Genomic DNA, 14473 nt, shown 5'->3' on the forward strand with positions numbered 1-14473 from the left:
TGTGAGCGAACTCATTCGCGTACCTGACATCGGCAGCGGTGAAGGTGAAGTAATTGAACTGTTTGTGAAGGTCGGCGACCGTATCGAAGCCGACCAGAGCATCCTGACACTTGAGTCGGACAAGGCGAGCATGGAAGTGCCTGCGCCGAAGGCCGGTATCATCAAGAGCCTGAAAGTGAAGCTGGGCGATCGCCTGAAAGAAGGCGACGAACTGCTGGAGCTGGAAGTCGAAGGTGCCGCTACTGCGGCTCCTGCGGCTGCCGCACCGGCGGCCAAGGCTGAAGCCAAACCGGCTGCTGCACCTGCCGCCGCTCCTGCTCCTGCTCCTGCTGCGCCGGCTGCTGCCAGCGTTCAGCAAGTGCACGTGCCGGACATCGGTTCGTCGGGCAAGGCCCAGATCATCGAGATCCAGGTCAAGGTCGGCGACACCGTCGCGGCTGATCAGTCGCTGATCACCCTGGAGTCCGACAAGGCGAGCATGGAAATCCCGTCGCCTGCCGCTGGCGTGGTCAAGGCCATCAGCGTCAAGCTCAACGACGAAGTCGGCACCGGCGACCTGATCCTGGATCTGGAAGTGGCGGGTGCTGCTGCACCGGCTGCTGCTCCGGCCCAGGCTGCCGCTCCGGCACCCGCCGCTGCACCTGCTGCCGCAGCCCCGGCCGCTCCAGTGGCCGACAGCGTTCAGGACATCCATGTTCCGGACATCGGTTCGGCGGGCAAGGCCAAGATCATCGAAGTCCTGGTCAAGGCCGGCGACACCGTTGTGGCCGACCAGTCGCTGATCACCCTGGAATCCGACAAGGCGAGCATGGAAATCCCGTCGCCAGCCGCTGGCGTGGTGGAAAGCGTTTCCATCAAGCTCGACGACGAAGTCGGAACCGGCGACCTGATCCTGAAACTGAAAGTCAAAGGCGCCGCTCCTGCTGCACCTGTTGCTGCGACCGCACCTGCCGCTGCTGCTCCGAGCGCTCCGGCTCCAGTCGCTGCTGCTCCGGCTGCCGCTGCTCCTGCTGCTGCCCCGGTTGCTGCTCCAGCCAAGCCAGGCGCCAAAGTTCACGCCGGCCCTGCCGTGCGTCAACTGGCCCGCGAATTCGGCGTCGAGCTGAGCGCCGTTGGCGCCAGCGGCCCGCACGGTCGCATCCTGAAGGAAGACGTGCAGGTTTACGTCAAAGCCATGATGCAGAAGGCCAAGGAAGCACCGGCCGCTGCTGCTGGCGCAACCGGTGGCGCGGGCATCCCGCCGATTCCGGTCGTGGACTTCAGCCGCTTCGGTGAAATCGAAGAAGTGCCGATGACCCGTCTGATGCAGGTCGGCGCCGCCAACCTGCATCGCAGCTGGCTGAACGTACCGCACGTGACGCAATTCGACTCGGCGGATATCACCGAGCTCGAAGCGTTCCGTGTTGCCCAGAAAGCCGTTGCAGAGAAGGCCGGCGTCAAGCTGACCATCCTGCCGTTGCTGCTCAAGACCTGCGCGCACCTGCTCAAGGAACTGCCGGACTTCAACAGCTCGCTGGCGCCAAGCGGCAAAGCGATCATCCGCAAGAAATACGTGAACATCGGCTTCGCCGTCGACACCCCGGATGGCCTGCTGGTACCGGTCATCAAGAACGTCGACCAAAAGAGCCTGCTGCAATTGGCCGCCGAGGCTGCTTCCCTGGCTGAAAAAGCCCGGACCAAGAAGCTCTCGTCGGACGAGATGCAAGGCGCCTGCTTCACCATTTCCAGCCTCGGCCACATTGGCGGCACCGGCTTCACGCCGATCGTCAACGCGCCGGAAGTGGCGATCCTCGGTGTTTCCAAGGCAACCATCCAGCCAGTCTGGGACGGCAAAGCCTTCCAGCCGAAACTGATGCTGCCGCTGTCGCTGTCCTACGATCACCGTGTGATCAACGGCGCCGCTGCTGCACGCTTCACCAAGCGTCTGAGCGATCTGCTGGGCGACATCCGCACCATGCTCCTGTAACACCGACCGGCCCTCCTTCTCCGGAGGGCCTGTTGCGTTCCACGTTTCCGAGCGCCACGCTCGTACCTCAACCCCGCCAATTTGGCGGGGCTTTTTTTTGCCTGAAGTTATTACTTAAAACGTCTTCCTACATTTGTGGCTGATACCGCCCACAACTCGAGTCCATTTCTGCCAGATATTTTTTCGGGCCAAATAACTAGTCTTGGCTGGAAGACTACTTATTACATCCGAAACAACCATCTGACTAATTCATTAGCAGCCGAATGGACTCAAACATGTTCAAACCCACTGTCGGCCCGATTATTGGCCACACCACAACTAATCACGCCCGTATTTTTTTACGCGGCGAACACAATAAAGACACCTTGGTATTTGCTGGAATTCGCTATAGACGACAAGGTGAAGATCACTGGTCAAAAGGTAACTTTGCGAAACTCGAACCCGAGCACGACATGTGCGAAGTCATCGTGCTGAACAACCTGTCCGCCGACTCCGACTATGAATATCAGGCCGGGTGGTTCAGCCTGACCAGCCCGGCGCACACCGTCGACACGGTGAAGGAACTGCCGCTGCAATGGTCACGGCAGGTTTATCACTTGCGTACCCGTTCCAGCCAGTCCAGCCTGCCAAGGGCCTACATTGTCGGCTCTTGCCGATACCTGCGCATGACCGCAGGCATAGCATCCGCCCCTCACCTGGGCGACAGAGTCTTTGCTTCGATTTCACGTTTGGTGGAGCAAGCCAATCCTCCCGTCAGCGCGCTGGTGATGACGGGAGACCAAATCTATGTCGATGACTTGAACATTATTGCCCCTGATCGGGAACTCAAGGAAATCCTCCATAAATATCGCGTGGCGTTTTCGCAGATAAATATCGCCAGGTTAATGTCCAATCTGCCCACTTACATGATCCTTGACGACCATGAAATAGAGGACAACTGGCCGGCCAACAAGAGCAAGTCCGATGAGTACTTATATGCAAACGCAATCAGGGCCTATGAGTTGTATCAGGCCAGCCATAGTCCGGCCCACGCACTAACTGATGATGGACTGACAAATAAACGACTGGACAAATACTGGTATCAATTTACTGAAGGTGATATCGAATGGTTTGTTACCGACAGTCGAACCCGACGCAATCTGTCGGCCACTGACCGACGCATTCTCGACGCAGCCCAGGAACAAGCCTTGTCCGACTGGCTGATCCACAGCCCGGCACGGGTCAAATTCGTGGTCACCAGTGTCATGCTCTACCCTGACCGCAAACGCACGGATGATGACGCTTGGCAGGCCTTTCCAGAACAACGGCTACGGTTGCTGGAGACCATTCGCACACACCGCATCAAGAATGTCTTCTTCATTTCCGGCGATGTCCACGGCTCGCTGACCAGTCGACTGAGCCACAGTGAGGATCCAGACTTCGAGGTCCACACCATCGTCTCGTCACCGCTGTGCAACAGCAAAATGCTGCCCTATGCCACGACGGCCACATTCGTCCTCGATCACCCCCTGGTCCGCACCGCCGCAGGCGACTATCGACATGAACTGACCAGCAAGGTGATCAGCCAGGATAATTTTGCACACCTGGTCGTCGATGCCGGGCAGCTTCAGGTGAATTTCCACGACCGGGAGGGCAAGCATTTGCAGTCCATTGGCATCCCGATTCGCTGACCCGGAAACAGATCGCAGTCACTGGCAATACTTGCAAAACTGCGATTTTTCAGCGACTGGCAATACTTTCTGCCACGGACTGAAGAAAACTTGTCGTCTGCCGACATATTCTTATAGCACTTGGCCTTCATCTCTCTTGTCAGTCGGTGTCGCAATGATGCAACCTTGCCGCAGGCAACAGTAAAGAGGGCGAGAGCCCAGCGCGTTCAGCATATTCGAAGCGAGTTTCCCTCCATGAAAAGCCAGCCCGATGCCGCCAGCCGTATGGTGGCCGAGGTAGTGACGCAGTTGCCTGTGCCCTCGCGGCTCGGCATGCTGCGTTTCGAACGGCTTAATGAACCCAGCTGGGCGCTGCTGTTTCTCGATCCCAATTGCGAACGCCAGTTCGGCCTGCCAGCCGTGGAACTGTGTGCGCTGGTTGGCTCGCCCTACGCCAGCCTGATGGAGCCGCTAGCGCGCTATCAACTGCACGACGCAGTCCAGCAACAGCTGACTGAAAGCCCGCACTACCTGATCCGCTATACCCTGCACACCGCCGCTGGCTCCCTGACTCTGCTGGAGCTGGGCGAAGCCTACAAACAACACAATCGACACCTGTTGCGCGGCTACCTGCTGGTCATCGACGGCCTGTTCGAGGATGACCCGCTGCAACCGGCCATGGACCTTGAAACCCAGAACTCGCGCCTGCAAATCGCCCTGGAACTCAATCAGCGCGCCCAGCAGGAGCAACTGCTGCATCTGGAGCGGGTGCGGGCCCAGCAGGATCTGATCCTGCTGCTCACCCGTCAACGCTACAGCAGCAACAACTCCTTGCGCGAAGCCGCCGAGCTGATCACCCGCAGCGCCTGCGACATCTACGAAATCGACAGTGCCAGCCTGTGGCACCTCGAAGGCTCGATGCTGGTGCCGATCTCGGCCTATCACCGCACGAATCAGGAATACCTGCTGCCGCAACCGATCGACGTCAGTCTTTTCCCCGATTACCTCGACGCCCTGCACACCGGCCGCGCCATCGACGCCCATAACGCCATGCGCGACCCACGCACCCGGGAGATGGCCGAAAGCCTGCGCCCGCGGGACGTCAACGCAATGCTCGACGCCAGTATCCGCGTCGATGGCCAGGTGGTCGGCGTTTTGTGCCTGGAGCAAACCGGGGCAACCCGCGCCTGGCAGTCGGATGAAATCGCGTTCGCCGGAGAACTGGCGGACCAGTTTGCCCAGGTCATCAGCAACCACAACCGGCGAACCGCCACCAGCGCCCTGCACCTGTTCCAGCGTGCGGTCGAACAAAGTGCCAACGCCTTTTTGCTGGTCAACTGCGATGGTGTGGTGGAATACGTCAACCCGAGCTTCACCGCGATCACCCAATATTCCACCGAAGAAGTGCACGGTCAGCGGCTGTCAGAACTACCGGCCCTGGAGAACCTCAGCGAACTGCTGTTCGATGCACCTTCGGCGCTGGCCAAGAGCAACAGTTGGCAAGGTGAATTCAAGAGCCGCCGGAAAAACCTCGAACCCTACTGGGGCCAATTGTCGATCTCCAAGGTTTACGGCGACAACCGCGAGCTGACCCACTACATCGGCATCTACGAAGACATCACCCAGACCAAGCTCGCCCAACAACGTATCGAGCGCCTGGCCTACACCGACAACCTGACCAACCTCGGCAACCGCCCGGCGTTCATCCGCAACCTCGATGAACGCTTCGCCCGGGACAGCGACGCGCCGATCAGCCTGTTGCTGGTGGACATCGACAACTTCAAGCGGATCAACGACAGCCTCGGCCACCAGACCGGCGACAAACTGCTGATCAGCCTGGCCCGGCGCCTGCGCAACAGCCTGATCCCGAGCGGCAGCCTGGCACGCTTCGCCAGTAACGAATTCGCCGTATTGCTGGACAACAGCGACCTCACGACGGGCCAGCAAGTGGCCAACCAGTTGCTGGCGACCCTCGACAAACCGATGTTCGTCGACAACCAGTTGATCAGTGTCACCGGCTCCGTGGGCCTGGCCTGCGCGCCACTGCACGGGCGCGACCCGCAAACCCTGATGCGCAATGCCGGGCTGGCGCTGCACAAGGCCAAGGCCAACGGCAAACATCAGGTGCAGGTGTTCACCGAAGCGCTGAACGCCGAGGCCAGCTACAAGCTGTTCGTCGAAAACAACCTGCGCCGCGCCCTGACCCAGAACGAACTCGACGTGTTCTACCAGCCCAAGCTGTGCCTGCGCAGCGGTCGCCTGCTGGGGATGGAAGCCCTGCTGCGCTGGGACCATCCGGAAAAGGGCATGATCCGCCCGGATCAGTTCATCAGCGTCGCCGAGGAAACCGGGCTGATCATTCCGATCGGCAAGTGGATCGCCCGCCAGGCCTGCCGCATGAGCAAAGCGCTGACCGCCGCCGGCCTGGGCAACCTGCAAGTGGCGATCAACCTGTCGCCCAAGCAGTTTTCCGACCCGGACCTGGTGGCCTCCATTGCCAACATCCTCAAGGAAGAAGCCCTGCCGGCGCATTTGCTGGAGCTGGAGCTGACCGAAGGCCTGCTGCTGGAGGCTACCGAAGACACCCACTTGCAGCTCGACCAGCTCAAGCGCCTGGGCCTGACCCTGGCCATGGACGACTTCGGCACCGGTTACTCGTCACTCAGTTACTTGAAAAAATTCCCCATCGACATCATCAAGATCGATCGAAGCTTTATCCACGAAATCCCGGACAACCAGGACGACATGGAAATCACCTCCGCGGTGATCGCCATGGCCCACAACCTGAAACTCAAGGTCGTGGCTGAAGGCATCGAAACCGCCGAGCAGTTGTCGTTCCTGCGCCGTCACCGCTGCGACGTCGGCCAGGGCTACCTGTTCGACCGTCCGATCCCGGGCAATGAGCTGATCGACAAGCTCAAACGCTACCCGCGTGGCCCAATCGCCTGACAAACACAGAACCTGTGGCAGACATAAACTCTGTGGCAGGCAAAAAACCTGTGGGAGCGAGCTTGCTCGCGATAGCGGTGCACCGGTCAGCACCCATGACACCGACACACTGCTATCGCGAGCAGGCTCACCCCTACAGGGGTAGTGCGTATCGGGCAGGTATTGGGCACACTGACGGTCTGTTTATTTACAACCCAACCTGACTGAGAGGACTGATCATGGTTCTGCGCTCGGAAATTCTGGTGAACAAAAACGTGCTCCCTACTAAAGAACAAGCTCTGCCTGGCCGCGAAACCGCGATGACCCTGCCTGAAAAGCACTTTGTGTTTAAAGACACCCCCTTGCTCGGCCCGTTCTTCGAAGATGTCGACTTCGCAATCTTCGGCCTTGGCTGCTTTTGGGGCGCGGAACGCCGCTTCTGGCAGCGTGAAGGCGTGGTCAGCACCGTGGTCGGCTACGCCGGCGGTTTCACACCGAACCCGACCTACGAAGAAGTCTGCTCGGGCCTGACCGGTCACGCCGAAGTGGTGCTGGTGGTGTATGACAAGGCCAAGGTCAGCTACGAAGGACTGCTGGCGATGTTCTGGGAACTGCACAACCCGACGCAGGGCATGCGCCAGGGCAATGACATCGGCACCCAATACCGTTCGGTGATCTACGCCACTAGCCCGGAACAACTGGACGCGGCGCTCAAGAGCAAGGAAACCTACCAGGCCGAGCTGTCCAAGGCCGGTCTCGGTGAAATCAGCACCGAAATCGACCAGGCCCCGACCGTCTACTTTGCCGAGACGTATCACCAGCAGTACCTGGCGAAAAATCCGGAAGGCTACTGCGGAATTGGCGGCACAGGCGTGACCTGCCCGATCTGACAACTGACTGTAGAAGCGAGCCCGCTCGCGAAAAACCAAAGGACGCCGCTGGGCATCCGGTTTTACGCGTTAACGTTCACGACCTTCGCGAGCAAGCTCGCTCCTACAGATCAACTCTCGGCAATCAACCAATCCATCCGCCACCCACCCTGGGTCTGCCCAAGCTTCTCGGACAACCAAGGCAGCAGCTCACGCAATTCTTCCTCCAGCCCCCACGGCGGATTGGCGATCGCCAGCCCGGAACCGTTCAGGCTGTTGGGCGTATCCAGCGGATGCACCAGCAACTCCACCCGCAACAACTTCGGCGCACCGGTACCGGCCAGGTCCTGATAGAAGCGGCGCAGCGCGCGCTGATCCTTCACCGGGTACCAGATTGCCGCCACGGTCTGACGCATCCGGCCAATCGCTTCCTTCAACGACGCGGCACAGCGCTGCATCTCGTCGAGCTTCTCGAACGGCGGATCGATCAACATCACCGCACGCTTCTCCGGCACCGGCAGCAAGGCCCGGGACACGTGCCAGCCTTCACCCAGGTGTACCTTGACCCGGCGATCACCGGCCATGTTGTCCTTGAGCAGCACGCCATCTTCCGGGTGCTTCTCGTTGAGCAACACGCGATCCTGCGGACGGGTCAGGCGCCGCGCCAACTCCGGCGACCCCGGGTAATAGCGCAACTGGCCATCCGGGTTCATCTCGTGCAGCACCTGCATGTAATCAGCGGTCAGGATCGGCAGATCCGGCTGATCCCACAAACGCGCAATGCCTTCCAGGTACTCACCGGTACGATTGGCCTGATCACCCTGAAGGTCATACAGACCGATGCCGGCGTGGGTATCGAGATAGGCAAACGGCTGCTCCTTGCGCGACATCAGGGCGATGAGGCGGGTCAAGGTCAGGTGTTTGAACACATCGGCGTGATTGCCGGCATGGAAGGCGTGACGATAATTCATGGCTGCTCCTGCGAAGGCCGGGAAGTTTACCTTTTACCGGGCGGCAAGTCAGGGGTTGGCGGCTGAGCGGGTCAGCCGCGGAGAACACTGCAGTGAAAATGCAAAAAAAATGGCCCGCGTCCAAAAGGACGCGGGCCATTTTTTTCAAGTCATCGGGTCAGCGCATGCACTCATCCCGATCACTTGTTCAAACGATAGTCCGCCTCAGCAGCAGCAAAACGCTGGAACATGCCAGCAGTCGGCGTGCCCATTTTGCTGACGAAGTAGATCGCCAGGCTGGCGAAGATGAAACCAGGGATGATTTCGTACAGGCCCAGCAGTTCGAAGTGTTTCCAGACGATCACGGTGATCGCGCCGACCAGGATACCGGCCAGTGCGCCGTTGCGGGTCATGTCTTTCCAGATCACGGAGATCAGCACGACCGGACCGAATGCGGCACCGAAACCGGCCCAGGCGTAGCTCACCAGACCCAGTACACGGTTTTCCGGGTTGGACGCCAGCGCGATCGCCACCAGGGCAACCAACAACACCATGGCACGGCCGACCCACACCAGTTCCAGCTGCGAAGCGGATTTACGCAGGAAGGTCTTGTAGAAGTCTTCGGTCAGGGCGCTCGAGCACACCAGCAACTGGCAGCTCAGGGTGCTCATGACGGCAGCCAGAATGGCCGACAGCAGGATACCCGCGATCCATGGGTTGAACAGGATCTTGGCCAGTTCGATGAACACACGCTCGTGGTTCTCGGTGACTGCGCCAGCCACGTCCGGGTGCGCCGAGAAGTAGGCGATACCGAAGAAGCCGACTGCCACGGTGCCGCCCAGGCACAGGATCATCCAGGTCATGGAAATGCGACGGGCGTTGGCGATCGATTTAACCGAATCGGCAGCCATGAAACGCGCCAGGATATGCGGCTGGCCGAAGTAGCCCAGACCCCAGCCCATCAGCGAGATGATGCCGATGAAAGTGGTGCCCTTGAGCATGTCGAAGTTGCTTGGATCTTGCGCTTCGATGGCCAGGAAAGTGGTGTCGACGCCGCCGGTGGCCAGCAACACGATAACCGGCGTCAGGATCAACGCGAAGATCATCAGGGTGGCTTGTACGGTATCGGTCCAGCTCACGGCCAGGAAACCACCGATAAAGGTGTAGGCAATCGTCGCCGCAGCACCGGCCCACAGCGCAGTCTCGTAGGACATGCCGAAGGTGCTTTCGAACAGACGGGCGCCGGCTACGATGCCGGAAGCACAGTAGATGGTGAAGAACACCAGGATCACGACCGCGGAGATGATCCGCAGCAGGCCGCTTTTGTCTTCGAAACGGCTGGCGAAGTAGTCCGGCAGGGTCAGTGCATCACCGTTGTGCTCGGTCTGCACACGCAGACGGCCGGCGACGAACAGCCAGTTCAGGTAGGCGCCGACGATCAGGCCGATGGCGATCCAGCTTTCGGACAGACCGGACATGTAGATCGCGCCGGGCAAGCCCATCAACAACCAGCCGCTCATGTCGGAGGCACCGGCGGACAGTGCGGTCACGACGCTGCCCAGGCTACGACCGCCCAGAATGTAGTCGGAAAGGTTGTTGGTGGAGCGATAGGCCATCAAGCCGATCAGCACCATTGCTGCGATGTAGATCACGAACGTGATCAGGGTTGGATTGCTTACGCTCATTAAGTTACGCCCTGGCTTTGTTTTTATGTAGCTGCGGCTGGTGAACCGCTCGCAAACGCATACGTTTGACAGACGATCCGGATTCCCGCGCATTTATGACTGATGTTTCCCCAGGAAAGCCATCAGCCGGAGCACCCGGGTTTCGACCGGGTTGCACCTTGGGCGCGAATGCTATTCAACAAAGCAAATAAGGTGCAACCAGTTTCTTGAGAATAAGTTGCACCCAGTCGGAAATAAATTTCAAACCCGGTTTTTTGCTCCTTTTCGGAGCAAGAACTCGGGCCAACCACCCTAAAAAGCACCAAGCAAAGGCAGCACCGCCGTACCAGAATTTATTTCCTGACGAGCTGCGTAATATTCCGACAAAAAAAGGGTTGCACCCGGTTGCACCTCAACAGTCGCACGGCTAATCTTGCCGCCAGCTGATGCCACGCAGTCGTGGCAAACATGAGGATAAAAACATGGCTACCACCACCCTTGGGGTCAAACTTGACGACCCGACCCGCGAACGCCTCAAGGCCGCCGCGACCTCGATTGATCGCACGCCGCACTGGCTGATCAAGCAGGCAATCTTCAATTACCTGGAAAAACTCGAGGGTGGTGCAACCCTGTCCGAGCTGAACGGTTCGACCAAGGATTCCGACGACTCCGTCGACGCGCCTCTGGATCACGCCCACCAGTGTTTCCTCGAATTCGCCGAAAGCATCCTGCCGCAATCGGTACTGCGCGCCTCGATCACCGCCGCCTACCGTCGCCCTGAGCCGGAAGTCGTGCCGATGCTGATCGAGCAGGCTCGCCTGCCGGCACCGATGGCCGAAGCCACCAACAAACTCGCCGCCTCGATTGCTGAAAAACTGCGCAACCAGAAGAGCGCCGGCGGCCGTGCCGGCATCGTCCAGGGCCTGTTGCAGGAGTTCTCCCTGTCGTCCCAGGAAGGTGTGGCGCTGATGTGCCTGGCCGAAGCGCTGCTGCGCATCCCGGACAAAGGCACCCGCGACGCCCTGATCCGCGACAAGATCAGCACCGGCAACTGGCAGCCGCACCTGGGCAACAGCCCGTCGCTGTTCGTCAACGCCGCCACCTGGGGTTTGCTGCTGACCGGCAAACTGGTGTCGACCCACAACGAAGCCGGCCTGACTTCGTCCCTGAGCCGCATCATCGGCAAGAGCGGCGAGCCGATGATCCGCAAGGGCGTCGACATGGCCATGCGCCTGATGGGCGAGCAGTTCGTGACCGGCGAAACCATCGCCGAAGCCCTGGCCAACGCCAGCAAGTTCGAAACCAAAGGTTTCCGCTATTCCTACGACATGCTGGGTGAAGCCGCACTCACCGAGCACGACGCGCAGAAGTACCTGGCCTCGTACGAACAAGCCATCCACTCGATCGGCAAAGCCTCCCACGGTCGCGGGATTTATGAAGGCCCGGGCATCTCGATCAAGCTGTCCGCCCTGCACCCGCGTTACAGCCGCGCCCAGTACGAGCGCGTGATGGACGAGCTGTACCCGCGCCTGCTGTCGCTGACCCTGCTGGCCAAGCAATATGACATCGGCCTGAACATCGACGCCGAAGAGGCCGATCGCCTGGAGCTGTCACTGGATCTGCTCGAGCGCCTGTGCTTCGAGCCGCAACTGACTGGCTGGAACGGCATTGGTTTCGTGATCCAGGCTTACCAGAAGCGTTGCCCGTACGTGATCGACTACGTGATCGACCTCGCTCGCCGCAGCCGTCATCGCCTGATGATCCGCCTGGTAAAAGGCGCGTACTGGGACAGCGAAATCAAGCGCGCCCAGGTCGAAGGCCTGGAAGGCTACCCGGTCTACACCCGCAAGGTGTACACCGACGTGTCCTACATCGCTTGCGCCCGCAAGCTGCTGTCGGTGCCGGAAGTCATCTACCCGCAGTTCGCCACGCACAACGCCCACACCCTGTCGGCCATTTATCACATCGCCGGTCAGAACTATTACCCGGGCCAGTACGAGTTCCAGTGCCTGCACGGCATGGGTGAACCGCTGTACGAACAGGTTGTAGGCAAAGTTTCCGAAGGCAAGCTGAACCGTCCGTGCCGCGTGTACGCTCCAGTCGGCACCCACGAAACCCTGCTGGCCTACCTGGTGCGTCGCCTGCTGGAAAACGGCGCGAACACTTCGTTCGTCAACCGTATTGCCGACCAGTCGATTTCGATCCAGGAACTGGTGGCCGATCCGGTAGCCAGCATCGAGCAAATGGCGACCGTGGAAGGTGGTTTCGGCCTGCCGCACCCGCGCATTCCGCTGCCGCGTGACCTGTATGGTTCCGAGCGCGCCAACTCCAGCGGCATCGACATGGCCAACGAACATCGTTTGGCATCCCTGTCCTGCGCGCTTCTCGCAACCGCACACAACCACTGGAAAGCGGCGCCGATGCTCGGTTGCGCTTCCAGCAGCGAAGCCCCGGCACCGGTCTTGAACCCGTCCGATCTGCGTGACGTGGTCGGTCATGTGCAGGAAGCGACCGTCGAAGACGTCGACAACGCGATCCAGTGCGCCCTCAACGCTGCACCGATCTGGCAGGCCACGCCGCCCGCCGAGCGCGCCGCGATCCTGGAACGTGCCGCCGATCTGATGGAAGCCGAGATCCAGCCGCTGATGGGCCTGCTGGCCCGCGAAGCCGGCAAGACTTTCGCCAACGCCATCGCCGAAGTGCGTGAAGCCGTGGATTTCCTGCGTTATTACGCGGTGCAGGCACGCAACGATTTCACCAACGACGCTCACCGTCCGTTGGGCCCAGTCGTATGCATCAGCCCGTGGAACTTCCCGTTGGCGATCTTCAGTGGCCAGGTGGCTGCTGCGCTGGCCGCCGGTAACCCGGTATTGGCCAAGCCTGCCGAACAAACGCCGCTGGTCGCCGCTCAGGCCGTGCGCCTGATGCTCGAAGCCGGCATCCCGGAAGGCGTGCTGCAACTGCTGCCGGGCCGTGGCGAAACCGTCGGTGCCGGCCTGGTCGGCGATGATCGCGTCAAAGGCGTGATGTTCACCGGTTCCACCGAAGTCGCGCGCTTGCTGCAACGCAACATCGCCGGCCGCCTGGACAGCCAGGGTCGTCCGATTCCGCTGATCGCCGAAACCGGTGGCCAGAACGCGATGATCGTCGACTCCTCGGCTCTGACCGAACAGGTTGTGATCGACGTGGTGTCCTCGGCCTTCGACAGCGCCGGTCAGCGTTGCTCGGCTCTGCGTGTACTGTGCTTGCAGGAAGATTCCGCCGACCGCGTCATCGAAATGCTCAAAGGTGCCATGGCTGAAAGCCGTCTCGGCAACCCTGAGCGTCTGTCCGTGGACATCGGCCCGGTGATCGACGCCGAAGCCAAGGCCGGCATCGAGAAGCACATCCAGGCCATGCGCGACAAAGGTCGCAGCGTGTACCAGGTGGCCATCGCCGACGCCGAAGAAGTCAAACGCGGCACCTTCGTGATGCCGACACTGATCGAACTGGAAAGCTTCGACGAACTGCAGCGGGAGATCTTCGGCCCGGTGCTGCACGTGGTTCGCTACAAGCGCAAAGACATCGATCAACTGATCGGTCAGATCAACGCTTCCGGCTACGGCCTGACCCTGGGCGTGCACACCCGCATCGACGAGACCATTGCCAAGGTGATCGACAACGTCAACGCCGGTAACGTCTACGTCAACCGCAACATTGTTGGCGCAGTAGTAGGCGTGCAGCCATTCGGCGGCGAAGGCCTGTCGGGTACCGGCCCGAAAGCCGGCGGTCCGCTGTACCTGTACCGCCTACTGTCGACCCGCCCTGCGGATGCGATCGAACAATCCTTCGCTCGTGGCGATGCTGCCGCAGCACCGGACCTTCGTCTGCGCGACGCCATGAGCAAGCCGCTGACCGCCTTGAAAGCCTGGGCCGACAACCACAAGTTCGCCGACCTGAGCACCCTGTGCGTGCAGTTCGCCGCACAATCGCAAAGCGGCATCACCCGCCTCCTGGCCGGCCCGACCGGCGAACGCAACAGCTATGCGATCCTGCCACGGGAACACGTGCTGTGCCTGGCGGAAGTCGAAGGCGACCTGCTGACGCAACTGGCGGCGGTATTGGCTGTCGGCGGTTCGGCGGTATGGCCGGAAGCTGACATGACCAAAGCCTTGTTCGCACGCCTGCCGAAGGACATTCAGGCGCGCATCAAGCTGGTTTCCGACTGGAACAAGGACGAAGTGGTGTTTGATGCGGTTCTGCATCACGGCCATTCCGACCAGTTGCGTGCGGTGTGCCAGCAGGTTGCCAAGCGTGCCGGCGCCATCGTTGGGGTTCAGGGCCTGTCGCAGGGCGAAACCAACATTGCGCTGGAGCGTCTGGTGATTGAGCGTGCATTGAGCGTCAACACCGCTGCGGCGGGTGGTAATGCCAGTTTGATGACCATCGGCTAAAACCGATAAGCCGG

The 14473-nt window shown here is 60.4% G+C and carries 7 protein-coding genes; 5 read left to right on the forward strand and 2 right to left on the reverse strand.

The genetic code is table 11. The annotated features are described in order from the left end of the window. Position 1 precedes the first annotated feature (1 nt). From aceF to msrA, 4 genes are all read left to right on the forward strand, one after another. Entirely contained in the window at positions 2-1966 is a 1965-nt protein-coding gene (aceF, locus tag AC1RS8_RS01100; RefSeq protein WP_489339630.1) for a dihydrolipoyllysine-residue acetyltransferase, read from the forward strand. A gap of 275 nt (positions 1967-2241) precedes the next feature. Then, on the forward strand, positions 2242-3636 hold the full coding sequence (locus AC1RS8_RS01105) for an alkaline phosphatase D family protein (RefSeq protein WP_489339629.1): 1395 nt from the start codon (positions 2242-2244) through the stop codon (positions 3634-3636). A gap of 234 nt (positions 3637-3870) precedes the next feature. Further along, on the forward strand, positions 3871-6564 hold the full coding sequence (locus AC1RS8_RS01110) for a putative bifunctional diguanylate cyclase/phosphodiesterase (RefSeq protein ID WP_090452761.1): 2694 nt from the start codon (positions 3871-3873) through the stop codon (positions 6562-6564). A gap of 218 nt (positions 6565-6782) precedes the next feature. Continuing rightward, positions 6783-7433 (forward strand): peptide-methionine (S)-S-oxide reductase MsrA, encoded by a 651-nt coding sequence (gene msrA / locus AC1RS8_RS01115; RefSeq protein WP_090452759.1) that lies wholly within the window; start codon positions 6783-6785, stop codon positions 7431-7433. A 110-nt stretch (positions 7434-7543) separates the two neighbouring features. Here msrA and AC1RS8_RS01120 read toward each other — a convergent pair whose 3' ends face one another. Beyond that, positions 7544-8383 carry a 23S rRNA (adenine(2030)-N(6))-methyltransferase RlmJ gene (locus tag AC1RS8_RS01120; protein ID WP_057712298.1) on the reverse strand — a complete coding sequence of 280 codons (840 nt, stop codon included), beginning with the start codon at positions 8381-8383 and terminating at the stop codon, positions 7544-7546. A gap of 179 nt (positions 8384-8562) precedes the next feature. Further along, positions 8563-10047: a sodium/proline symporter PutP gene (gene putP / locus AC1RS8_RS01125; protein ID WP_057712300.1), complete on the reverse strand. Its 1485-nt coding sequence runs from the start codon at positions 10045-10047 to the stop codon at positions 8563-8565. A gap of 461 nt (positions 10048-10508) precedes the next feature. Here putP and putA point away from each other — a divergent pair, with 461 nt between their 5' ends. Beyond that, positions 10509-14459: a trifunctional transcriptional regulator/proline dehydrogenase/L-glutamate gamma-semialdehyde dehydrogenase gene (gene putA, locus AC1RS8_RS01130; protein WP_489339628.1), complete on the forward strand. Its 3951-nt coding sequence runs from the start codon at positions 10509-10511 to the stop codon at positions 14457-14459. The last annotated feature ends 14 nt before the right edge of the window (positions 14460-14473 follow it).

It is taken from the genome of Pseudomonas sp. GW821-FHT12A04, from assembly GCF_058807755.1.